Below are 22659 nucleotides of genomic sequence, written 5' to 3' on the forward strand. Positions count from 1 at the left end.
CTATTGAAAAAGGGGGGTCTTGCTGTTTAGGGCCTGTTTTTTAAATAAAATTTAAGAAAATGGTGTATTTTTTTCTTCATTTTAGTTAAAATTGAGGATGAAATATTTTAATTTATTAATCGAATTGATGTTTTTTGGTTTATTTTTTTAATCAATATTGGTTGATTGAAGAAAGTTGATTTTAATTTCAAAATTTATTAAAATTCCGTTAATCTTTAAATTGGCTTATTTTTCGTTAATTTTTTAAATACAATTAAAATGATTCCCTATCATTTTTTTAGTATGAATGTGAATTTCTCCTTTCTGGAAGCCTGTTTTCAGCGTTTAATGAATTGATGTTGTAGATATTTATCGACATATTTGTCCCTTGAATATATTAAAATCTGTTAATATGAATGTGAAATTAAGCGTTTTAACAGTCGGTGTTCTGTTTTTTACAGGGCAGACTGTATTAGCTCAGGAAAAGGACTCTAAGAACAGTAAGGACAAAGAGACAAAACTTGAGGAAGTTGTTGTTTTAGGTTATAGCAAGACTGCTACTAAAGCGAAAACAACTACATCTTCGGTTACTGTTGGTTCTGAAACCTTAGAAAACAGACCTAATATCTCGGTACTGAGCTCTATTCAGGGTACAGCTCCCGGGATCGTAGTAAATTCAGCATCTGGATCTCCAGGTTCTGGAAAATTCAATATTTTGATCAGAGGTGCTAGCTCCCTTAATGGTTCTACAGATCCTCTATACGTTGTGGATGGGGTAATTACTTCCGGTTCTCAGTTCAGAAACCTAAACTCTTATGACATTGATACGTTCAGTATCCTGAAAGATGCTCAGGCAACTGCTATCTATGGTAACAGAGCAGCAAACGGAGTTGTAGTAATTACAACTAAAGGTGGGAAATTCAACGCAGGAATGAAGGTGTCTTACGATGCATTAACTTCGTTCAGTAAACTGCCTACTTCTGACTACAACATGTCAGACGGTAGACAACTTTTACAAATTCAAAAGAATTTAGCAACTGGTAAAGGTAATACCTTAACACAGGATCAGATCAATAACTGGGGTACTAATACAGACTGGAGTAAGCAATTTACCCGTATAGGTATTTCTCAACAACACAACCTTTCCATTACAGGAGGTGGGGAAAACATCAATAACTTCTTGTCTCTAGGATATCTTGATAGTGAAGGTACTGTAAAATCTACAGACTTCAAGAGATTTACAATGAGAAATAACCTTAATGGTAAGTCTAAAAACGGAAAATTAACTTTCGGGGCTATTATGGGGTTAGGGTATTCCAGAAGAAACCAGCTGGATGATGAAACAAACACAGGTATTTCTAACAATACCCTTCAGAATCCTTTATTCGGAAGTGTTCTTTCATTACCATATGCAACACCTTCTCCATATGCAAATGGACTGGAGTTATATAATGCTATTAAAGGAGATGCTACTAATAACAGACACTGGATTCTTCAGGATAATATCAATGGGGGAATCAGAAACAGATTTACTGAACTAAGTATTTCTGCCAATGCTAATGTAAACTACAAAATTACAGATTATTTAAGCGTTGGGAACAGAACTGGTATAGAGTATAAGCAATACGACAGAACCTTTGCAAGATCACCACTAGGATACCTTGCTATCAGTGTAGCAAAAGGAGACGGATCTACATATGGCGGATTCGAAGATTTTTCTACAATAAAAGATCTTACGTTCAACAGTATTACGAATATTACATTCAATAAATCTTTTGGAGATCATACCATTAGTGCTGGTGCATACATGGACTATATTAAAGCTCATGTAACTACAAATACTCAAAGACAAAACGGTCTTAACCCATTACAGTGGGAATTTGGTGCAGGAACTGGTTATATTCCATTTAACCCGGATACACCAAACATCTATAGACCTTCTAATAGTGCTACAAAAGTAACTGCTGGTACCTTAGCTTACTTTGGAACTCTAGATTACGATTACAAAGATAAGTATGGAGTAAGTGGAGTTGTAAGAAGAGATGGTTCTTACCGTTTCCTTCCTACCAACAGATGGGAAACTTTCTGGTCAGTTGCGGCAAGATGGAATATCGACAAAGAAGAATTCATGGCTAATTCCGGATTCAGACTGCTTAAGCTAAGAGCTTCAATCGGTACTACAGGTAACCAGAACTTAGGAATTGCCAGTGATAACCAAAACCCATTAGCACTTCTTCCGAATAATTTCCTTGATCTATATAACGGTTTCTCAGGATACCAGAATTTATTAGGATACAACTTTGTAAACTTATCAAACCCTTCTCTAGAGTGGGAGCAGGTAAAACAAAGCAACATCGGAGTAGACTTTAACTATAAAGGATTGGTTGAAGGTAGCGTTGATTACTATCAGAAAAGAACATCAAGAATGTTCAATGACATTCAAAAATCATCTGCTACAGGATATTACTCAATCAGAGGTAACGACGGTGTTCTTGACAACAAAGGTATTGAAGGGATGATCAAGTACAATGTGATCAGAAACGAAAATACAAAAGTATCTGTTTTTGTGAACGGTGCATACAACTCAAACAAGATCGTTTCTATGAACAGCGAAAACCTTGCAGGAGATGTGGTAAATGCTATCGGTGGACCTGCTGGTCAGTATCAGCTATATTCATACGTTGGTGTAAACCGTGACAATGGAAACTTACAGTTCCTTGACAAAAACGGAAACATTACAGAAGCTCCAACATCAGCAGACAGAGTATTGACTGGAAAATCAAGATATGCTAAGTTTACAGGAGGTTTCGGATTCAATGTACAACATAAAGGATGGTTCCTTGATACATTATTCTCTTTCCAACAAGGAGGATGGATCTATGATAACTTACAATCATGGATTATGGATCCAAATGCAGCAGCAACAAGAAACCTTTCAGCTGATTTATTGAACGCATGGACTCCTGATAACAGAGATACAGATATCCCTGCACTAAAAGCAAGTAACTTAAGCCTAGGTTCTTCAGACAGATTCTTACACAGATCAGACTTTATCAGACTTAAAAATATTTCTGTAGGATATAACTTCAGCAAAAGCCAGTTAGGTAAACTGCCGGTAAAAGGAATCAAAGTATTTGTTCAGGCAGAAAACCTTTACACCTGGACAGATTGGAAAGGATTTGATCCGGAGCCAATTACTTCGTATTCATTAAATGTTTATCCTAACCCAAAAACCGTATCTGTAGGTTTAAATGTTGATTTTTAATAGAGAAGAATTATGAAAAGAATTATAAATACAATATTAGTTGTAGCAACCCTATCATCTGTGGCATTTACGCTGAATAGCTGTCAGGATGCACTAGATATAAAGCAGGCAGGACAATTAGAAGGAGAAGACCTGTATACAAGTGTTGCTAATCTTAATGAAGTTTTAAACGGATCTGTTTACGCTCAGTTAGACCCAATTGATGAGATCTATTTCACAGCGGTATTTACAGATGAAGTAAAGCCAGGATCTGGTAGTGGAGGACAGGAATATACATTGCACAGACATTTCCTAGATCCGTCTAGTCCTATTATTACCGGAGGTACAGTAGGTACTGTTGCCAGTGATGGAATCTGGTTAAACAATTATAGAGTAATCAACAGGGTAAACAGACTTCTTGAGGGAGCAAAGAGAATTACACCTACTACTGTTGAGGAGAAGAATACATACAATGCTATTCTTGCGCAGGCAAGGGCAATCAGAGCATATTGCTATGTACAGTTAGAGGCTTATTTCTCTGCTGATATGAAGGATCCTAATGCTTTGGGAGTTATTCTTCTTACGGATGTTCCTTCTACAGAATCGAAATTGCCAAGAGCTAAAAATCAGGATGTTTATGATTTCATTAATGCTGATTTGGATTATGCAAGAGGAATCTTAGGAAACTCTACTACTCCAAGAAGATATAAAGTAGATAAGAATTTTGTAAATGCTGTTGCTGCTCGTTTTAATCTCTACAGAGGTGAAATGGCATTAGCTAAGCAAAATGCAGAATTAGTAATCAACGGATCTGGTCTTTCTCTTACAATTGCATCGCCAATCACAGGTACCAATGCTGCAGTTCCAGTTACTGAAGCTGATGGTTCTGTGTTCCAATCCGGACCTTTCAGTGATACCCCTACAAGTAAGTGGAATATTGCATTCTACGGAGGAATTGATGAGAGCACTGGAAATGGTATAGCAGGAGGATCTTTCAACCCATACAGAAGAATGTGGGCTGATACTGAAAATGGAGAAGCTATTTTCTCTCTGAATAGACTACCTTTAGGAGCTGGTGCAGCTATTGGAGGAAAATGGAATACAAATCAGTCTAATATTAGTGGAGCACCAATGTGGTTCTGGGGAAGAAACCTATACAACATATTTAAAAATACTCCTGGAGATATCAGAAAATATGCCTACGTAGACCCTTCTTCAAAACCAAATCCAAATTATGCTACTGCAACAGCAGGAAATACCAGAACGGACGGATTAGTTATTGACAAATATCCTGGTAAAATAAGTACAGCTACAAGAAACGATGTGAAAGTTTTCAGATTGTCAGAAATGTACTTCATTATAGCAGAAGCTGAAGTAGCGGCAGGAAACCTTGCAGCAGCTCACGATAAAATTCAGCAAGTGAGAGTAGCAAGAAACTTCGAGGGAACAGCTACTACTCCTACTTATTCATCTGCACAATTAGCATATGCTGATATCTTGAAAGAACGTAGAGTTGAATTAGCACTTGAAGGACACCGTTTTATCGACCTTAAGAGACTTGCTGTATCAGCTAATGTATCTATGGACAGAAACCCTACGGATGATATTATCGATATGAAAAACCTTCCAAATGGTGATTACAGATATACATTACCTATTCCAATCAGAGAAATATCTGCAAACCCGAACGTTAAGCAGAATGACAAGTATTAAGATTTAATTTTAATATATTTTTTAAGAAGGGTCCCAGTAATGGGGCTCTTTTTTTATAGAAATTTGTAAATAGATTACCTCAGAACCATTCTGTCCTGATAATTTTTCGGAGTTACTCCCTCCAGCTGCTTAAATACTCTCGTGAAATAATTTGTATCTGAAAATCCGGTCTGAAAAGCAGTTTCTTTGATACTGATTTGGCTGGCTAATAACTCTTTTGCTTTGCTAATCCTTTCCTGCAAAATAAAATCATTTGGGGAAGTTCCCAGCTCATCTTTGAACATTTTAAAGAAATTGGATTTACTTACATAAGCCAGCTTGGCAATATTGTCAATGGATAGTTTCTGGTGAAGATTTCTTTTAATATAATCTACCACAAAGCTTATCCTGGATTTATTTTTAACAATATTTTTTTCTACCATGCTTCTTGCCTGGGTCTGCATCAGTCTTATCAGAAGTTCTTTCAATGCAAAATCAGCCATGATATCCTTTTGTGAGTTATCATCCATTGCAATTCTCATAATATTATTGGTGGCAGAAGCAATCGCTTTATTGTTGAACAGAAAATATTCATCCAGCTGAATATTCCATTGCGAAGTTTCATCCACTTTGGGAAGATGATAATTGAGATAATTAAGAGAATCTTCTATAAAATCAAGATTAAGACTTAAAGAAATACATTGGGTAGGGGTTTCATCCGCCTCAGGAAAATCAATAACCATTGTTTCTCCCGGAGCAACCAGAATACTTTCTCCCGGATAATAATCAAAATAATTGGTCTTATTATCCAGCTTCATATGTTTCTTACCTCTCAGCATTGCTGTAAATGCAATATTTTCAAAATGAAGTTTTACATCAAAAGCAGCCTTATGAGTCTCATAAATACTGAATTCACAATTGTTTAGATTGAATTTCGTCTGGTTTTCAACAAGACTCAATAGTTGGCTTTCCTTACGTAATTCAGGAGTATTTAATAAAATCTTACTATTGTTATTCATTTCTAAATTTTTTTGAAAAGGAGGTAACTCAAATATAGAGAATTTGGGAGTACGTTGCTGTTAATAAAATACTAAAATTGAACTCTTTGCACTATTTTACACTTTTTTTATAGGATTGTGCTATACTCTTTTGGGCATCTCAGTGTAATTTGGCTTTATCGAAAAATAAAAACAAGACTAATATGAGCACTATTACAGAACCAAGATCAGCCACGCTTTTACAGCGTCCGGAGTTCAAAAGCAGATATGATAATTATATTGACGGGAAATTCACGCCACCCGTTAAGGGGCAATATTTTGACGTAGTCTCGCCCGTGGATGGGAAAAACTTTACCCAGGTTGCCCATTCCTCCAAAGAAGATTTGGAGCTGGCCGTAGATGCAGCAGAAAAAGCATTCCGTACCTGGAAAAATACTTCCTCTACAGAAAGAAGCATTATCCTGAACAAAATTGCAGACAGAATAGAACAGAATTTAGAATATCTGGCGACAGTAGAAACAATTGATAACGGAAAAGCCGTGAGAGAAACACTGGCGGCAGATTTACCTTTAGCAATTGATCACTTCAGATACTTTGCTTCCGTGATTCGTGCTGACGAAGGATCTCATAACGAACTGGATAAAGATACCGTATCTCTGATCGTTCACGAGCCACTGGGAGTAATTGCACAAATCATCCCATGGAATTTCCCGATACTCATGGCTGTCTGGAAATTGGCTCCGGCACTGGCGGCAGGAAACTGTGTCGTTTTGAAACCTGCAGAAAGTACTCCTGTTTCTATCATGGTTTTGATGGAACTTATTGGAGATCTTTTACCAGCGGGCGTTATCAATATTGTTAACGGATTTGGTGCAGAACTTGGAAGAGCCCTGGTAACCAATCCGAAAGTAGCAAAAGCAGCATTTACCGGTTCTACCGCTACAGGGCGCATGGTGATGCAGTACGCAACTGAAAACATAATTCCGGTAACCCTGGAATTGGGAGGGAAGTCACCAAACGTTTTCTTCAGTTCAGTAATGGATGCTGACGATGAATTTTTAGATAAAGCGATAGAAGGAGCCGTTCTATTTGCCCTTAACCAGGGAGAAATTTGTACATGCCCGTCACGATTACTCGTTCAGGAAGATATTGCAGATGCCTTTATTGAAAAGGTGATTGAAAGAGTAAAAGCCATCAAAGTAGGAAATCCACTGGACAAAACCGTGATGATGGGAGCTCAGGCCTCAAAGATTCAGAAAGATAAAATCCTTTCCTATATCCAGTTGGGAATAGAAGAAGGAGCGGAAGTTCTGGTAGGAGGAGAAGTCAACCATCTTGGAGAAGATCTGGAAGAAGGATACTATATTCAGCCAACGATTTTCAAAGGAAACAACAGAATGAGAATCTTTCAGGAAGAAATTTTCGGACCGGTGCTGGCATTTACGACCTTTAAAGATGAAGAAGATGCAGTAAAAATTGCCAATGATACCATTTATGGACTTGGCGCAGGGGTTTGGACAAGGGATGCACATCAGCTGTACAATATCCCTCGTCAGATAGAAGCGGGAAGAGTATGGGTAAACCAATATCACTCTTACCCTGCAGGGGCTCCTTTCGGAGGTTACAAACAATCCGGAATCGGAAGAGAGAATCATAAAATGATGCTCGATCATTACCGCCAAACCAAAAACATGCTGATTTCTTACAACAAGAATAAGTTAGGTTTCTTTTAATATTATTTAGGACGTGCCCTATTGCCTTGGCTTTATCCAGGGCAAAACGGTCGGGCTATGCAGGGCTGCACTTCGTTTCGGTGCTCCATTGCATTTCGCACCGGCTCGTTCCTCGCCGCCCTTACTATCCCTCACGCAGAGAAATATTGGTCTTTTGATATACATTTTCTATTTAGTCATTGACTTATAAAGCAGCATAGCGATTTACAGCTAACTGTTTACATCTGGTGATAAAAACTAATAACCCAAAATAACTCCATCCAAAAAATAAAATATGATTCCAAAAACAATGAAAGCGGCAGTAGTTCAAGGCTACGGCCAGCCTCTGAAAATAGAAGAAGTACCCGTAAGAGAACCCGGAAGATATGAAGTCCTTGTTAAGGTAATAGCCTGTGGAGTCTGCCATACAGATTTACATGCTGTAGATGGTGACTGGCCTGCAAAACCCAAGATGCCTCTTATTCCAGGACATGAAGGAGTAGGTATTGTGGTAGCCTGCGGACCTGAATCTTTTGTAAAAGAAGGAGATGCAGTAGGAGTTCCCTGGTTGTACAGTGCCTGTGGATGTTGTGATTATTGTATCACAGGATGGGAAACCCTTTGTGAAGCACAGAAAAACGGAGGCTATAGCGTAGATGGCGGTTTTGCAGAATATGTTATTGCAGACTCAAGATATGTGGGACATTTGAAATCAGATGTTAACTTTCTTGAAATTGCTCCTATTTTATGTGCCGGAGTAACTGTTTATAAAGGATTAAAGGAAACAGAAACAAAACCTGGAGAATGGGTAGCTATTTCAGGAATCGGCGGGCTGGGACATGTAGCGGTTCAGTATGCCAAAGCAATGGGAATGCATGTAGCAGCCATTGATGTTGCTGATGATAAGCTCGAACTGGCAAAAAAATTAGGAGTAGACCTTGTAGTCAATGCAAAAAACACTGATCCTGGACAATATTTGCATAAAGAAGTTGGCGGAATGCACGGCGCATTGATTACAGCAGTTTCTCCTATTGCCTTCAAACAAGGAATAGATGTTTTAAGAAGAAAAGGAACCATTGCTCTGAACGGTCTTCCTCCCGGCTCCTTTGAACTTCCGATTTTTGAAACAGTTTTAAAAAGGATCACTGTGCGAGGTTCCATCGTAGGAACCCGAAAAGACATGCAGGAAGCATTGGATTTTGCCAATGAAGGATTGGTAAAAGCCACAGTTACTCCCGCAAAACTGGAAGATATCAATGATGTATTCGATAAAATGAAAAAAGGACAGATTGACGGCAGAATCGTTTTGGATATTGCCGGCTCAAATTAATTGATGATGTGTTGCTGATCCCGGCTGGATTTACTTGCCGGGATCTTTTATAACAATAAGGTTCCGTAAGCTAAAATAAAAAAACAATGGAAGCAAAAATATCCAGACTCTCTGCAACAGAACAGGCACTTGAAGTGATCCGGAAATTGGAAGATCAATATGGACCACTCATGTTTTATCAGGCAGGAGGATGCTGTGAAGGTACGCAGCCGCAATGTTTTGAAAAAGGCGGATTTTTTCCCCGGATGAATGATGCAATGATCGGAACCATTAATGGATATGAGTTTTGGATAGACCGTGACCTATTTGAATACTGGAAATATTCACATTTTACATTAGATGTTACAGATGGCTTCGGACCTGGTGGCTTCTCTTTGGAAACTCCCTTAGGAAAAACATTTAAAGTTCACTACAGGCTTTTCACTCCGGATGAATATAAAAATCTTGAAGCTGTAAAACGCAGTGAGTAGAGCCTTGGGCCTGAGATTGGTTTAAGGCTTTTGGGTAATATAAATAAGCTCTCTTTCAAACTCATATTTCCCTCTCGAAATTCCTCTTTTTAAGATAAAATATTGGCTGATTGCTATTGTGAAAGCGATTGCCCCGACCATAAGACCTTGTTGATCTCCTGTTATACTGACGAATCCTATTATAAAGCAAAAACACAGAATAAAAAACCAATTCAAAATCTGAAATCCTGAAGGAAAAAATTCTACAGATACGGATGATATACCATTTTTATCAGAAATAGTTCCACGTAATACAGGATTACTTCTGTTCATATCAAATAGTCTTCCTCTTCTTTTGATTGTAAAGCTCTTGGCATCAATCATTCCCCGGTATTCAAACCGCGTGGGAATTGCAGTATCTTTTTCCAATGATATGAATGTCGTATTGGTTTTATAAGTTACTTTCATTAATCTCTGTATAAGTTCTGCACTGTTGATATTGAGATCAATGGTGAGGCTGTTGTACAAGCCAATGCTTTTAAAAAATGAGTTCATGGGTTAATAGAAAATAGTTAAAATGCAATCAGACTTTCACAAACCGGTTGACAAACATGGCGGCGACGATATCTCCTACAGCATTCAGAACAGTAGCCAGAGGATCTACCAGAGTCCCGATAATCATTACCGCAGGAATAGCTTCCTGTGGCAGTTTATACACAGAGATCATCAACATTTCACCAATATATCCGCCATTAGGAATACCACCAGCCACAATACTCACAAAGATTGTAATTCCCAAAGCCAAAAGCAGGTTGGCCGGATCAAAGAAATCTTTTCCGATAATTAAAAATGCTACATAGATCTTGATGATAGAAGACATAGAAGATCCGTTTTTATGCAGGGTAGTCCCGATAGGAATCACCAGATTGGCAATAGAGTTCGGAATTCCGATCTTTGATGCTGCCTGTAAATTGGCAGGCATGGTGGCAAAACTGCTGCAGGTACTTATTGCAGTAAGAGTAGGGTAGATTGCGTTAGTCCAGAAACTTTTGATTCCTTTCTGCCCGTTTGCCATAAAAGCATAAATTGAAAAGAAGACCAGAAAGTAAATGATTCCGGCAATATAATACAAGCCTAAAGGTTTAGCATAAAATCCGAAAAGCTGTGGTCCTAAAGTCGCTACCTGGTAAGCAAAGTAAGCACCCAGACCAATGGGAGCCAGTTTCATGACCAATAAAAGAAGCTCTTTCATCACTTCATACCCGGAAGCAATAAAAACCCGGAAAGGCTGTCCTTTTTCACCTGTCTTTCTGGCCGCAAATCCTGTCAGAAATGCAAATACCAGAAGAGCCAGCATATTTCTTCTCGAGAAAAGCTCAGTAAATTCGCCTACCGTAAAGAAACTTACAATTCTGTTGCCCCATGTATCATCATTCGCCGCTTCTGTGATCATATCAGAACTTCCAGAGACCCCTGAAACAGGGAAAAGATATACAGCACAAATGGTAAAAACAGCTGCCGTGAGAATAAAGAATAAAAAGGTAAGTGACATCACAAGGATGATTTTTCCAAATTTAGACTGCTGTTCCAAAGAAGAAATAGAATTGGATACGGCAAAAAATACCAACGGAACTACACTCACAAAAAGAAGATTAAGGAAAATATCTCCCAAAGGTTTTATATATTCCACAAAACCAGGAGCAACAATTCCAATGATGCTTCCAATAGTGATTCCCAAAAGTAAAAATATAATTCCGGAGTAGTTTTTCAGGACCTCTTTCATGCGGCGCTTTTTATCAAAGATAAGTTTATTTTCTATGTGAGAATAGAAATTAGCTCAATTTATCAATTGTATGATTTTGGTGTATTACTATAAAATTGAAAAGTTGATATTGCTAATTATGAAATTTTATTCTATAAAACTATCAATAGATGAAAATATTTAAATTGTTTAATAATTAATTTTTTAGTCGAATTAATTATTTATTTTATATTTTTTAAATTATTCTTTATTGATATTGTTTTAAAAACAATTATTTGTTATATATTTGAAATTAACTAATGGTAAAAAAATATTACAAATTTATGAAAAGAAAAAACAAAATTTCGCTATTACTGATTGTTGGTGCAATCACTATAAGTTGTAACACTGATAGGTTAAGTGATACTGCTGAACCTAATACTGATGCTAATGCACTTACTAATTCCGAGGGTGTAGTCTCCGGAAGTTCTAAACCTATTCCGGGACAATATATTGTAGTTTTAAAAGATGGTGTTCTGGCTCAAAATGGTCTCGCTGTTTTTAAAGGTGCAAACAATGACAGAGAAAATTATTTAAGGCAGACTGGAGTGTTATTAGATAAATTGAAAAGTAATGTTAGTGGGCTAAAACTGGGAATTGATAATCAAAAAATTTCCAATGCTTTCGGGTATGCTCTGGAAGGTTTTGTTGCTGGAAATCTTACTGATGCAGAAGTGGAAACACTGAAGAAGGATTCAAGAATCAAAAGTATTGAACAGGATTATCAGATTTCATTAGGAACGGCAGTAGGTACTATTGCAAAAGCCACCTCTCAACAAGAGTTACCTTGGGGAATTACAAGAATAGGAGGTTCAGGAGATGGAACAGGAAAGACAGCCTGGGTAATTGACTCTGGAATAGATTTGGATCATCCGGATCTTAACGTAGATATCCAAAGAAGTGTTTCTTTTGCAGGGGATAACAACCCTGATGATGGGAATGGTCATGGAACTCATGTTGCAGGAACTATTGCTGCTATTAATAATAATATTGGTGTTGTAGGGGTAGCTGCCGGTGCTAAAGTTGTTGCATTGAAAGTTTTAAAAAGCGATGGACGTGGAGAGTTTTCATGGACTGTTTCTGCCCTGGATTATGTATATGCTAATGCTTCGGTAAATGATGTTGTAAACATGAGTTTAGGACCAAAAGTAAGAGGTAGGTTTTCTGCTACTGATCAAGCTACCTTAAAGGTTGCTCAGAAAGGTATTAAAATAGCTATTGCAGCAGGGAATAGTTATGATGATGCTGATTACTATTCACCAGCAGCCGTGAATCATGCAAATATCTATACCATATCAGCCATAGCTCAAGGTGATTACTGGGCCCATTTTTCTAATTATGGGATTGGTGTCGATTATGCTGCCCCGGGCTACAGTATAAAATCAACTTGGTTAAATGGTACATATAACACAATAAGCGGAACTTCTATGGCATCGCCTCATGCAGCAGGAATTCTGTTATTAGGAACTCCAACAAGTGATGGTAGTGTAAAACCTGCTTATTGGGAGTATAAATATGGATGGTTAAATGATGGAACATATGGAAAATATTATACTGGTAAATATAGCCCTACAAATATTTATTCTACAGCAGATTATCGTTACGATAAAGATGGTGTAATTGATAAGATTATTCACAGATAATCATTTATAGTTTTAACTAAAAAGAGATGGAGTTATCCGTCTCTTTTTTTGTTGATATTGTTTGTATGATATGAATATTAAAACTTTTTTAGGACAAATTTTCATGTTTTATTATGTATCATTCAAAGATAAATTTCATAAATTTGGATAAACCTCATTTCTATGGCTTATATAGATTACTATAAAATTTTAGGCGTAGATAAAAGCGCAACACAGGATGATATCAAAAAGGCCTACCGGAAACAGGCCAGGAAACTTCATCCCGATCTGAACCCTGATGATAAGGAAGCCGAAAGACAGTTCAAAGAATTGAATGAAGCCAACGAAGTACTCAGCAATCCGGAAAACAGATCTAAATACGACAAGTATGGAGAACACTGGAAACATGGTGAAGAATACGAAAAGGCGCAGCAGCAGCAAAGACAATATCAACAGCAAAATAATTATGGCGGTGGATTCTCCGGTGCTGATTTTGGTGATGGGGAAGACTTTTCAGATTTCTTCCAGAATATGTTTGGCGGAGCAGGTAGCGGATTTGGTAAAAGCTCACGAGGAAGAGCTTCTGGAAAGTTCAAAGGACAGGATATCAAAGCAGAATTAACTCTGAATCTAAGAGATGCTGCAAAAACCCACCCGCAAACCTTTGATATCAATGGGAAAAAAGTCAGAATCACAATTCCGGCAGGAGTATATGATGGGCAGCAAATTAAACTGAAAGGACATGGAAATCCGGGTGTCAATGGCGGCCCTCACGGAGATTTGTATATTACCTTCAATATCCCGGCTGATCCGAATTTTGAAAGAATCGGGGATGATCTGAAAACCAAGGTAACCATTGATCTGTATACCGCTGTTTTAGGCGGAGAAGTGAATGTAAATACCCTGGAAGGAAGCGTAAAGCTTAAAGTAAAGCCGGAAACCCAAACAGGAATCACTGTAAGACTGAAAGGAAAAGGCTTTCCTGTCTATAAAAAAGAAGGAGAACATGGAGATCTTTTTGTAACCTATGAAGTGAAACTGCCCACCAACCTTACCGAGAAGCAGAAAGAACTTTTTGAACAACTAAAAAATTCCTAAGCTATGAGTGAAAGAATATCACGGGAAGAACTCGTAAGAATCTATAATATAGAAATCACTTTTTTTGATGAGCTTGTAGATTATGGGCTATTGAATATACAGATTGAAGACAATATCCATTATCTGATGTATGAGGATCTGCCTGATCTGGAAAAATTTGCCAACTGGTATTATGATCTTGAAGTCAATCTTCCCGGTCTTGAAGTGATTCACAATATGCTGAAAAAACTGGATGCGCTGAACCGAAGAAACAGAGAGTTGATGAATAAACTTTCTGCAATAAGTAATCAATATGAAGATATTTAGTTTAGTTTTGTAGCTTTTTAAAGCAACTCTATAATTATGAATGAAGAAAAGGTGATTACACTAAAACCGGAAAGAAAGATTTTTGAAGATATTTATTTTAGTGGTAATCAGGGAAGTCTGCTTTTTTCACCTACAACGAAAAGTAAAACCGTTGCCACCATTGCAGCAGCAATCATTGTTTTTATTGTTTTTCTTTTGAAGGATAATCTGAGCAAAGAAAGTGTAGGGATTTTATACTTTTTGAGTTTTATTTTTTTGCTTTGTGCTGTTTTTCTGTCTGTAAGTGTCAATAAAGTTTCAAGATGGAAAAAACAGGTGAATCATTATTTGCATGTTCTGGAAAAGTGTAAAGTGTATGAAATCAGATTTGATCAGAATTTTTTCACTGTGAATATTGATGGAGAAAAAGAAACCAGTGAGTGGAAAGATTTTGAATATTTTGACAGCAATAATGAATTTATTTCCCTTGAAGGAAAATACAGCTATATGTTTCCCAGAAAAGCAATGAGTGAAAAAGAATATAGTTTTCTCAAAAATAAATTAAAAGAAAACATCAAGCAATAAAAATAAAAAACGGAACAAAATTTTGTTCCGTTTTTTTATTATCTTATAAGTAAGCCTTTTTGCTTATTTATTTTCTTCCAGCCATCCCATTTCCTTCATCCACTCGTCATTGTAGATCTTTCCTACATATCTTGAACCGTGGTCATGAAGTAAAACGACAATTACATCATCTTTAGTAAACTGATCTTTCATCTGGATCAAAGAAGCAATGGCACTTCCGGCAGAATATCCGCAGAAAATTCCTTCTTCCTTAGCCAGCTTTCTGGCATAGATAGCACCGTCTTTGTCTGTTACTTTTTCAAAATGATCTATTACAGACATGTCGTAGTTTTCAGGGATGATATCTTCCCCGATACCTTCTGTAATATAAGTATAAGCGTGGTCGTAGTGCAGTTCTCCGGTTTCGTGGAATTCCTTCAGAATAGAACCATAGGTATCAACACCGATTACTTTGATGTTTGGATTTTTTTCTTTGAAGAAAGTTCCGCATCCTGTAATTGTGCCTCCTGTTCCGGCTCCTACTACAAAGTGAGTCAGGTTTCCTTCAGTCTGTTCCCAGATCTCAGGAGCTGTAGACTCATAATGAGCGGCTCTGTTGGATAAGTTGTCATATTGGTTCACATACCAGCCGTTCTCTGTCTCTTTTGCCAGTCTTTTTGAAACTGAATAATACGAACGCGGGTCAGTAGGTTTTACATCGGTAGGACAAACGATTACTTCCGCACCTACAGCACGAAGGATGTCACACTTTTCTTTTGATTGCTTAGAGTTGGTTACAAAAATACATTTGTAGCCTTTGATGATCGCTGCCAATGCCAATCCCATTCCTGTATTTCCTGAAGTCCCTTCAATAATGGTTCCTCCAGGTTTTAATCTGCCGTCTTTTTCGGCATCTTCTATCATTTTAAGAGCCATTCTGTCCTTTACTGAGTTTCCAGGATTGAAGGTCTCTACTTTTGCTAATACTAATGCCGGAAAATCTTCACCTAATACTTTGTTAAGCTTTACCAGCGGCGTGTTACCTATAGTTTCAAGGATATTTTTTGCGTATTTCATAAATGTTTTATATGCGGCGCAAAGATAAGGCTTTTAAAATTATCTGCGCTGTGGATAACGTGTGGATAAGTTGTGGATAAAGTTAAAAACCCCTGAAAGACAGCGAATAATTGTCAATTATCAATTTAGTTGTACTTAATAACTTTCACAGGAGAAATCTTACTGATCAGATAGCTTGGAATAATTAAAGCCAATCCTGAAATAAGAAGAATTCCTAACGAGATTGAAATGATTGCAATAGGATTAAGGTCTACCGGAACCGTGCTTACATAATAATTTTCCGGGTTAAGCTTTATAACACCAAAGAATTTCTGGATCAAAATAAGTCCCAGTCCGATAGCATTTCCATACAAAAGTCCTGGAATCATAATAATCAACGTATAATTGATGAAAGTAGCTCTTATCTGTGAATTGCTTGCACCTAATGTTTTAAGAAGACCAATAGAATTTGTTCTTTCAATAATAAGAATCAGAAGAACCATAATGATATTAATAACCACTACAATCAGCATGATGATAATGATCAAAGCTATATTGGTATCAAAAATGCTGATCCAGTCCGTGATCTGTGGAAATTTTTCAGTAGCTTTTTCAGCATAGTTTTTATAACCGATCAGTTTTTCAATTTCAGGAAAATCTTTGTCAATATCATTTACATTTTTCAGGAAGATGTCTATTCCGCCAATTTCATCAGGTTTCATATCCTGAATCTTTCTTGCATGGTTGATTCCGCCAATCACAAACTGTTCATCGATCAGTTTTATATCAGTTCTGTAGATACCAATAATCTTGAATTTACGATAAAGTGGTTTTTGATCAGCTTTTAAAAATACGGTAACAATACTGTCATTCACCTTAAGATGAAGGTCGTTGGCTACTTTTTGTGAAATAGCAACGTCATTGTTAAAACCTTGCTCAGTAACTTTCGGAGTAGTACCGGCAATGAGGAATTTTTTAAATCTTAAACTGTCAAAATCTTTTCCGATCCCCTTAAATATGATCCCTGCAAAATTGTGCTCGTTACGCATAATTCCAGTAACCATCACATATTTTTGAGTACTTTCCACATCAGGAAGTTCTTTTATTTTTGCAATATTGAGTCCCTGATTATCGAGTACAGAAGTGTTGTAAGAGGAGTTTGATCTCGTTGATCTTACAGTAATATGCCCGCTGAAATCTGCCAGCCTCTCTTTGATAGCTTTTTTTGAACCAAAACCGGTGGCTACAGTAATTAAGGAAACAATAATCCCCAATGCTACGGAAAGCCTGCCAATGAAGATGATAACCCTTGAAAGGTTATTTTTGTTATCTTTGGAAAATGCTATTTTTCTAGAGAAATATAAAGGAAATTTCAAGCTTATGAATTTAGATTTCAAAATTAAAAATTTACTTCTGATTTGCCTAATTTTTTTAGGAGTATTCAATCAATATTATTCTCAGACTCAAGTTCAATCGGATTTTAAAACCGGGGCAGACCAGCCTGAAATGTATTTGCCGCTCTTAAAAGGTAAAACGATAGGAGTGGTAACCAACCAGACAGGTTTGATGAGTGACAAAACTCATTTGGTAGATTTTCTGGTAAAAAACGGAATAAAGATCAAATCTATTTTTGCTCCTGAACATGGTTTCAGAGGAGATGCGGATGCGGGTGCAAAAGTGAAAAATGGGGTAGATATAAAAACAGGAATACCGATTGTTTCCCTGTATGGCAATAATAAAAAACCAAAACCGGAACAGTTGGCCGGAATTGATATTGTTATTTTTGATATCCAGGATGTTGGGGTGAGATTCTATACCTATATTTCTACTCTGTCTTATCTGATGGAGGCAGGTGCTGAAAATAATGTTGAGATAATGGTGTTGGACCGTCCTAATCCACACGACGGATATACAGATGGACCTGTATTGAGAAAAAAATGGGCCAGTTTTGTAGGAATGCATGAAGTTCCTGTAGTATACGGACTTACGATAGGAGAGTATGGAAAGATGGTGAATGGTGAAAAATGGCTGAAAGATGGGGTTCAGGCTAAATACATGCTTATTCAGATGAAGAATTATCATAAAAAACAACGCTATCCAATGCTTGATAAACCTTCTCCGAATTTACCCAATGATAAAGCCATCAATTTATATCCAAGTCTGTGCTTTTTTGAAGGAACTCAGGTTTCCGTAGGAAGAGGAACAGATCTACCTTTCCAGATTTATGGTTCTCCATGGACGGAAAAACTCCCTTATCAGTTTACACCAAAGCCAAGTTATGGTGCTAAAGATCCATTTCTGAACGGGAAATTATGCTATGGTGAAAACCTCTCAGAATATCCTAAAGATTTAAGAGAGCTTAACCTTGAATGGGTTATCAAAGCTTATCAGAATTATAACAATCCCCAACAGGATTTCTTCCTGAAAAATCTTTGGTTTGATACCCTGTCCGGAACTGATGATTTCAGAAAACAGATTATAGCCGGAAAATCAATTCAGGAAATTAAAGATTCCTGGAAAAAAGATCTGGATAGTTTTGAAAAGATCAGAACCCAGTATGTAGTATATGAAGATTAATTAATCAAAATTTTGGGGCGGACTTTTATCATTTCTGCCCTTATTTAATATAAAGAGCCCTACTGTTAATCCAACAACTCCTGCAAAAGCAGTCATTAATGCCCTCTGTAATTTATCAGGAAGATCGTTCCCGATATAGTTCATTAAAAAAAGAATCACAAAAGTGATCACTGAAATGATGATATGGTTTCTTCCGAATGGCTTCATTGTATTATTTTAATTTGTAAGAAATCATTACCCCTCCTCTGTACGGAATGATTTCACCACTTTTGTTGAAATTTTTTGCAGAATCATAACGTCTCCCGGTAGATTTGTCATACCCTTTATAGAATCCCTGTGAGGTTCCTATTGTTCCATAAATATCAAGATTCCATCGCTCAGATAGCTGGAATTGATATCCTGCTGTAACACCCAGCATCACAGAAAACCCTTTCTGATAAAGATTAGAATTGACCAGAATTTCTCCGTTCCAGTTTTCGGAGGTATTATCATTCCAGTAGGTCCATTTTGATGCATTATAAGCGGCAACAGAAACGTTAGCCCCCACATACCAATGTTTGAAAGCTTCATCGAAGTAATATCTTCCTTCTGCAGATACAGAGTAAAACTGTAGTTTGTGTCCTGAAAAAGATTTCCATGGTGAAATGAAAACATCACCCTGAAGCGTATATCTTGAACTCAGCTGTTTTTCTATTCCAAGGTTTAAAATTCCTATCGGGGCAAATAAAGCATTTCCTTTTATGTATAAACTTTTCTCCTGTCCTCCTTGTTCCTGTTCCTGAGCACTTACTGTGCTTGCTGACAGGAAAGCTAAAATGCCTGCTGCTAATAATTTATATTTCATCCGGTATGTAATGTTTATTTTATTTGCTTTAATAATTCATCTGCTAGTTGAGAATCTTTATTGCCCTGAACTGCCATATTTTTAGACATTTCAGCATAGTTTTTTGCCATCTCTTTATTTCCTGTAAGATTATAGAGTTTGGCAAGAATATAAGTGTTTTCTGAAGTTTCGCTTCTCATGACAGACTTTTCTGCCCATTCTGTAGCTTTCTTTAATGATGAGGGTGTTTTCACATGATCTGCAAATATCCATGCAGCTCTTAAAAGTTCATTAGGGTCAAATGAGTCAGAATCTTTGTAATAGTCTAAAGCAGCTTTTTCGTATTCTGGAAAATTACTGTTCTGTTCATAATAGCTGAGTTTTGTCTGATTCAGTTTTTTAAGCGCAGCTTCTTTTCCTACCAATGGTTCAGCTGTTTTTAAAAAATAGTCGTCGTTGATCTTTTTATTTTTATCATCAATAGACTGTTCTACTATTTTTCCTAATTTCAGTTGAGCATCAAATTCGGTGTAAGTTTCTTCAGGAAGAAATTTAACGATTTCTGCTTTTCTGGATGCAAAAATAGTATAATTGGTATCTTCTGATGATTTTACAAAATAGAGAAGAAAACCAATTTCATCTTTTGTAAGCTCTTCAGTTTTCTTTTTATTCTGGAAATATCTTTCGGAAGCTTTTTTTGCGAATTCATAATCTGAGTTAGCGTTAAGCTTCATGATGTTGATCAGGAATTCCGGGTCTTTTTCACCGCTGGCAAAACGGTCTTTCAGAGAACCTTTTTTGTTTCCTGGCGAATTGATATCCTGGGCCATAGCCACAAACATGCTCTCCTCCATATAGCCGGTATTTCTGGAAACAAGCTCTCCTTCACCGTTCAGGAAAAGATAAGTAGGATAAGAACGTACTCCGAATTTTGAAGCAATATCTCTTCCTTCTCCTTTTTCCATGTCAAACCTTGCATTGATGAAGTTGGTATTGTAATAATCGCTGACCGTTTTCTGGGTGAAGACATTTTTCTCCATCATTTTACATGGGCCACACCATGATGCATAGGCATCAATAAAAACCAATTTCTTTTCCTTCTTGGCTTTGGCAATAATATCTTTGAACGGGAGTTCCTGAAACTGGATCGTTTCCTGAGCTGAGATAGCGATGGTACAAAAAATAGATATCCCGGAGATGATCTTCTTCATTTTCAAATAAGATTTGTAGGCGAAGATAATTAATTTTAAAAATATAGCATGCTGAATCTGTAGTCTGAACAACGATATTAACTAACTTTAAGACTTATACCCGCTTTCTTGCCTTTCGGTTTGTGTATAAAATAAGAGTTGTTCTTTCGGTTTTTTCTTTAAAAAAGTAGTGAGAGTTTAGCTTATTTTTTCTTCACTTTTTTATGCTCATTACCCCATACTTCAAGTTGATCCAGAACCGGAATCAGTTTTTTACCAATTTCTGTAAGCTCGTATTCTACTTTTATGGGTACCTCTGCATATACTTTTTTGGCGATAAGTTCCTCCTGTTCCATTTTTTTTAGCTGAAGGGTAAGCATTCTTTCAGAAATATTGTGGATTCTATCCTTCAGTTCAAAAAATCTCAGTTTCCCATGTTTAAGATGATAACAAATGGAAAGAATCCAGCGGCCACTGATCAGATTCACGGCATATATTTCAGAACAGCTGTACTCCAGTGTTTTCTTATTTTCATTATTGGTGGATGATTCTTTAATACTCATACTTACATTTTTGTTCGTTCCAGACAATCATTTGTACACTTGGAAAGCATAATGCTGATAGGTAAATTTACAAATAAAAACAGGAAATATTCTGTTGGAAAATGGTTTTATCGCTTGTTTAGTATAAAATATTTAAGATATTATGAACTTTAATAGAATTAACATTGATTTGAAAAATAGCATTGAAAATGTCCCTTATTCGTTGGAAATTGATGAAGATTTATTTTTGAATGCTCCGGAAATTATTCAACAGGAAAGAAAAGAATTTACGAAAGCTCATCCTTTTAAAAAACCGGATCATATTGCTGTGCAGGATATTTTTATACCAAGCTCAGAAGATAGATACGGGATCAGACTTCACGTTTATCAGCCTGAAGGTTTTAACCAGAACAGGGTTCTCCTTTACTTTCATGGAGGAGGATATGTTTTCGGATTGCCGGAGCAGGTGGATGACCAGATGTTTGAGATAGCAGATAAACTTAAGGCAACCATTATTTCTGTTGATTACAGGCTGGCTCCCCAATATCGGTTTCCTATACCTGTTTTAGATGGTTTTGATGCTTTACAATGGATCATAAGACATGGTTTCTCAGAGCTGGGGATTAATTCTGATGGTATAACCGTTTTTGGAGCAAGTGCAGGCGGGCATCTGGCGGTGGCTGTAACTCAAATGGCAGCAGATCACAATATTAAAAATATAAAACATCAGTTCTTACTATATCCTGTCATTCACAATAGACTGAATACTCCTTCAATGGAAGAGTTTACAGATATTCCACTATGGAATAAAAATTACGCAAAGACAGCGTGGCTGCATTTTCTGGGCGAAGAAAATAAAGATAAAAGCCTTCAATATTCAGATCTTACCAACTATAATAATTTTTCCGGGTTGCCACAAACTACCATTGTTGCCTGTGAGCTGGATCCTTTAAGAGATGAAGATTTAGAATATGCCCAGCTCTTATATAAAGCAGGAGTGAAAACCGAATTATGGGTAATTTCCGGTGCGCTGCATGTATTCGACCTCTTTGATTCTCCTATGAAAGATGAATATAATAAGTTTCTTATGAACAGACTTTTTCAATAATAATGTATAAAATAAAAACAGATGAAATTACGGGATAAAAGACCTGCATTGCTTCTTATTGATATTCAAAAAGGATTTCTTGATGAAAACTATTGGGGAGGAAACCGAAATAACAAAGAAGCAGAAAAATTAAGTGGAAAAATACTGGAAACATGGAGGAACCTGAATTTGCCGGTATTTCATATCAGGCACAACTCAACCAATCTTACATCGAAACTGCATGAATCTGATCCTGGATTTAATGATCATGTTTTACCCCAAGATGGCGAATGTGTTATTACAAAAAACGTAAACAGTGCTTTTATAGGAACGGGTCTGAAAGAAAAATTAGATATTCAGAAAATAGATACTCTGGTGATTCTTGGAATTACAACCAATCATTGTGTTTCCACTACGGCAAGAATGGCCGAGAACTTTGGATATGAAACCTACGTGATTTCTGATGCTACGGCGGCTTTTGACAGAGTGGGAATACATGGAGAAAAATATGAAGCGGAACTGGTTCATCTCATGGCGTTAGCCAATCTGAGTGAAGAATTTGCCACCATCATGAATACTGAAGAACTATTAAGAAAGCTGTAGGAAAAAT

Annotated in this window: 21 protein-coding genes; 12 read left to right on the top strand and 9 right to left on the bottom strand. The window is 36.9% G+C overall.

The genetic code is table 11. The features are described 5' to 3' along the window. The first annotated feature begins 391 nt into the window (after window positions 1-391). Both SFA27_RS05940 and SFA27_RS05945 read left to right on the top strand, forming a co-directional pair. Window positions 392-3244 carry a SusC/RagA family TonB-linked outer membrane protein gene (locus SFA27_RS05940; protein ID WP_407297002.1) on the top strand — a complete coding sequence of 951 codons (2853 nt, stop codon included), beginning with the start codon at window positions 392-394 and terminating at the stop codon, window positions 3242-3244. A 12-nt stretch (window positions 3245-3256) separates the two neighbouring features. Further along, window positions 3257-4936, top strand: a complete 1680-nt coding sequence (locus SFA27_RS05945) for a RagB/SusD family nutrient uptake outer membrane protein (protein ID WP_264517246.1) — start codon at window positions 3257-3259, stop codon at window positions 4934-4936. 74 nt (window positions 4937-5010) lie between these two features. Here SFA27_RS05945 and SFA27_RS05950 read toward each other — a convergent pair whose 3' ends face one another. Continuing rightward, window positions 5011-5934, bottom strand: a complete 924-nt coding sequence (locus SFA27_RS05950) for a helix-turn-helix domain-containing protein (RefSeq protein WP_407297004.1) — start codon at window positions 5932-5934, stop codon at window positions 5011-5013. Between the two features lie 182 nt (window positions 5935-6116). Here SFA27_RS05950 and SFA27_RS05955 point away from each other — a divergent pair, with 182 nt between their 5' ends. From SFA27_RS05955 to SFA27_RS05965, 3 genes are all read left to right on the top strand, one after another. Continuing rightward, a complete protein-coding gene (locus SFA27_RS05955; RefSeq protein ID WP_407297006.1) occupies window positions 6117-7646 on the top strand; it encodes an aldehyde dehydrogenase family protein in 1530 nt (509 codons plus the stop codon). Window positions 7647-7920: 274 nt separating this feature from the next. Beyond that, on the top strand, window positions 7921-8955 hold the full coding sequence (gene adhP / locus SFA27_RS05960) for an alcohol dehydrogenase AdhP (RefSeq protein WP_407297008.1): 1035 nt from the start codon (window positions 7921-7923) through the stop codon (window positions 8953-8955). Window positions 8956-9041: 86 nt separating this feature from the next. Continuing rightward, on the top strand, window positions 9042-9425 hold the full coding sequence (locus SFA27_RS05965) for a DUF779 domain-containing protein (RefSeq protein WP_264517249.1): 384 nt from the start codon (window positions 9042-9044) through the stop codon (window positions 9423-9425). A gap of 21 nt (window positions 9426-9446) precedes the next feature. On the opposite strand, the gene SFA27_RS05970 is transcribed toward SFA27_RS05965, so the two are convergent. Continuing rightward, window positions 9447-9959 (bottom strand): hypothetical protein, encoded by a 513-nt coding sequence (locus SFA27_RS05970; protein WP_407297010.1) that lies wholly within the window; start codon window positions 9957-9959, stop codon window positions 9447-9449. A gap of 28 nt (window positions 9960-9987) precedes the next feature. After that, a complete protein-coding gene (locus SFA27_RS05975) occupies window positions 9988-11187 on the bottom strand; it encodes a dicarboxylate/amino acid:cation symporter (RefSeq protein ID WP_407297012.1) in 1200 nt (399 codons plus the stop codon). 302 nt (window positions 11188-11489) lie between these two features. Here SFA27_RS05975 and SFA27_RS05980 point away from each other — a divergent pair, with 302 nt between their 5' ends. From SFA27_RS05980 to SFA27_RS05995, 4 genes are all read left to right on the top strand, one after another. Beyond that, window positions 11490-12848, top strand: coding sequence for a S8 family serine peptidase (locus SFA27_RS05980; RefSeq protein ID WP_407297014.1), 1359 nt, complete (start codon window positions 11490-11492; stop codon window positions 12846-12848). Between the two features lie 162 nt (window positions 12849-13010). Beyond that, window positions 13011-13925 carry a DnaJ C-terminal domain-containing protein gene (locus SFA27_RS05985; protein WP_407297016.1) on the top strand — a complete coding sequence of 305 codons (915 nt, stop codon included), beginning with the start codon at window positions 13011-13013 and terminating at the stop codon, window positions 13923-13925. Window positions 13926-13928: 3 nt separating this feature from the next. Then, on the top strand, window positions 13929-14231 hold the full coding sequence (locus SFA27_RS05990; RefSeq protein ID WP_047378598.1) for a chaperone modulator CbpM: 303 nt from the start codon (window positions 13929-13931) through the stop codon (window positions 14229-14231). 36 nt (window positions 14232-14267) lie between these two features. Continuing rightward, window positions 14268-14795, top strand: a complete 528-nt coding sequence (locus tag SFA27_RS05995) for a hypothetical protein (RefSeq protein ID WP_264517255.1) — start codon at window positions 14268-14270, stop codon at window positions 14793-14795. A 63-nt stretch (window positions 14796-14858) separates the two neighbouring features. Here the strand turns inward: SFA27_RS05995 and SFA27_RS06000 are convergent, their stop codons facing one another. Together SFA27_RS06000 and SFA27_RS06005 are read right to left on the bottom strand one after the other, a co-directional pair. Beyond that, the gene (locus SFA27_RS06000) at window positions 14859-15851 is read right to left on the bottom strand and encodes a PLP-dependent cysteine synthase family protein (RefSeq protein ID WP_047378596.1); all 993 of its coding nucleotides are present in this window, start codon (window positions 15849-15851) and stop codon (window positions 14859-14861) included. Between the two features lie 125 nt (window positions 15852-15976). Next, window positions 15977-17206: an ABC transporter permease gene (locus SFA27_RS06005; RefSeq protein WP_047378595.1), complete on the bottom strand. Its 1230-nt coding sequence runs from the start codon at window positions 17204-17206 to the stop codon at window positions 15977-15979. 4 nt (window positions 17207-17210) lie between these two features. Here SFA27_RS06005 and SFA27_RS06010 point away from each other — a divergent pair, with 4 nt between their 5' ends. Then, a complete protein-coding gene (locus SFA27_RS06010; RefSeq protein WP_407297019.1) occupies window positions 17211-18407 on the top strand; it encodes an exo-beta-N-acetylmuramidase NamZ domain-containing protein in 1197 nt (398 codons plus the stop codon). Here the strand turns inward: SFA27_RS06010 and SFA27_RS06015 are convergent, their stop codons facing one another. The 4 genes from SFA27_RS06015 to SFA27_RS06030 all read right to left on the bottom strand — a co-directional run bounded on the left by SFA27_RS06015 (window position 18408) and on the right by SFA27_RS06030 (window position 20983). Further along, on the bottom strand, window positions 18408-18614 hold the full coding sequence (locus tag SFA27_RS06015; RefSeq protein ID WP_264517257.1) for a hypothetical protein: 207 nt from the start codon (window positions 18612-18614) through the stop codon (window positions 18408-18410). Between the two features lie 4 nt (window positions 18615-18618). Beyond that, window positions 18619-19251, bottom strand: coding sequence for a DUF3575 domain-containing protein (locus SFA27_RS06020; protein ID WP_047378593.1), 633 nt, complete (start codon window positions 19249-19251; stop codon window positions 18619-18621). Between the two features lie 14 nt (window positions 19252-19265). Next, window positions 19266-20441 (bottom strand): thioredoxin family protein, encoded by a 1176-nt coding sequence (locus SFA27_RS06025; RefSeq protein WP_407297021.1) that lies wholly within the window; start codon window positions 20439-20441, stop codon window positions 19266-19268. Window positions 20442-20623: 182 nt separating this feature from the next. Next, complete coding sequence (locus SFA27_RS06030; RefSeq protein ID WP_047379494.1) at window positions 20624-20983, bottom strand: helix-turn-helix domain-containing protein; 360 nt, start codon at window positions 20981-20983, stop codon at window positions 20624-20626. Between the two features lie 142 nt (window positions 20984-21125). On the opposite strand from SFA27_RS06030, the gene SFA27_RS06035 reads away from it, so the two are divergent. Beyond that, a complete protein-coding gene (locus SFA27_RS06035; RefSeq protein ID WP_407297023.1) occupies window positions 21126-22070 on the top strand; it encodes an alpha/beta hydrolase in 945 nt (314 codons plus the stop codon). A 21-nt stretch (window positions 22071-22091) separates the two neighbouring features. After that, window positions 22092-22652 (top strand): cysteine hydrolase family protein, encoded by a 561-nt coding sequence (locus tag SFA27_RS06040; RefSeq protein ID WP_407297025.1) that lies wholly within the window; start codon window positions 22092-22094, stop codon window positions 22650-22652. Window positions 22653-22659 lie beyond the last annotated feature (7 nt).

Origin of the sequence: Chryseobacterium sp. HR92, from assembly GCF_045689405.1 — a bacterium.
In the GTDB taxonomy this organism is placed as follows: domain Bacteria; phylum Bacteroidota; class Bacteroidia; order Flavobacteriales; family Weeksellaceae; genus Chryseobacterium; species Chryseobacterium viscerum_A.

Coding starts and splice junctions, on each gene's coding strand:
- SFA27_RS05950 (WP_407297004.1), bottom strand. CDS start 5,934: ATGAATAACAATAGTAAGATTTTATTAAATACTCCTGAATTACGTAAG.
- SFA27_RS05955 (WP_407297006.1), top strand. CDS start 6,117: ATGAGCACTATTACAGAACCAAGATCAGCCACGCTTTTACAGCGTCCG.
- SFA27_RS05940 (WP_407297002.1), top strand. CDS start 392: ATGAATGTGAAATTAAGCGTTTTAACAGTCGGTGTTCTGTTTTTTACA.
- SFA27_RS05945 (WP_264517246.1), top strand. CDS start 3,257: ATGAAAAGAATTATAAATACAATATTAGTTGTAGCAACCCTATCATCT.
- SFA27_RS06015 (WP_264517257.1), bottom strand. CDS start 18,614: ATGAAGCCATTCGGAAGAAACCATATCATCATTTCAGTGATCACTTTT.
- SFA27_RS06020 (WP_047378593.1), bottom strand. CDS start 19,251: ATGAAATATAAATTATTAGCAGCAGGCATTTTAGCTTTCCTGTCAGCA.
- SFA27_RS06010 (WP_407297019.1), top strand. CDS start 17,211: ATGAATTTAGATTTCAAAATTAAAAATTTACTTCTGATTTGCCTAATT.
- SFA27_RS05990 (WP_047378598.1), top strand. CDS start 13,929: ATGAGTGAAAGAATATCACGGGAAGAACTCGTAAGAATCTATAATATA.
- SFA27_RS06000 (WP_047378596.1), bottom strand. CDS start 15,851: ATGAAATACGCAAAAAATATCCTTGAAACTATAGGTAACACGCCGCTG.
- SFA27_RS06025 (WP_407297021.1), bottom strand. CDS start 20,441: ATGAAGAAGATCATCTCCGGGATATCTATTTTTTGTACCATCGCTATC.
- SFA27_RS05985 (WP_407297016.1), top strand. CDS start 13,011: ATGGCTTATATAGATTACTATAAAATTTTAGGCGTAGATAAAAGCGCA.
- SFA27_RS06030 (WP_047379494.1), bottom strand. CDS start 20,983: ATGAGTATTAAAGAATCATCCACCAATAATGAAAATAAGAAAACACTG.
- SFA27_RS05995 (WP_264517255.1), top strand. CDS start 14,268: ATGAATGAAGAAAAGGTGATTACACTAAAACCGGAAAGAAAGATTTTT.
- SFA27_RS05980 (WP_407297014.1), top strand. CDS start 11,490: ATGAAAAGAAAAAACAAAATTTCGCTATTACTGATTGTTGGTGCAATC.
- SFA27_RS05965 (WP_264517249.1), top strand. CDS start 9,042: ATGGAAGCAAAAATATCCAGACTCTCTGCAACAGAACAGGCACTTGAA.
- SFA27_RS06040 (WP_407297025.1), top strand. CDS start 22,092: ATGAAATTACGGGATAAAAGACCTGCATTGCTTCTTATTGATATTCAA.
- SFA27_RS05970 (WP_407297010.1), bottom strand. CDS start 9,959: ATGAACTCATTTTTTAAAAGCATTGGCTTGTACAACAGCCTCACCATT.
- adhP (WP_407297008.1), top strand. CDS start 7,921: ATGATTCCAAAAACAATGAAAGCGGCAGTAGTTCAAGGCTACGGCCAG.
- SFA27_RS05975 (WP_407297012.1), bottom strand. CDS start 11,187: ATGAAAGAGGTCCTGAAAAACTACTCCGGAATTATATTTTTACTTTTG.
- SFA27_RS06035 (WP_407297023.1), top strand. CDS start 21,126: ATGAACTTTAATAGAATTAACATTGATTTGAAAAATAGCATTGAAAAT.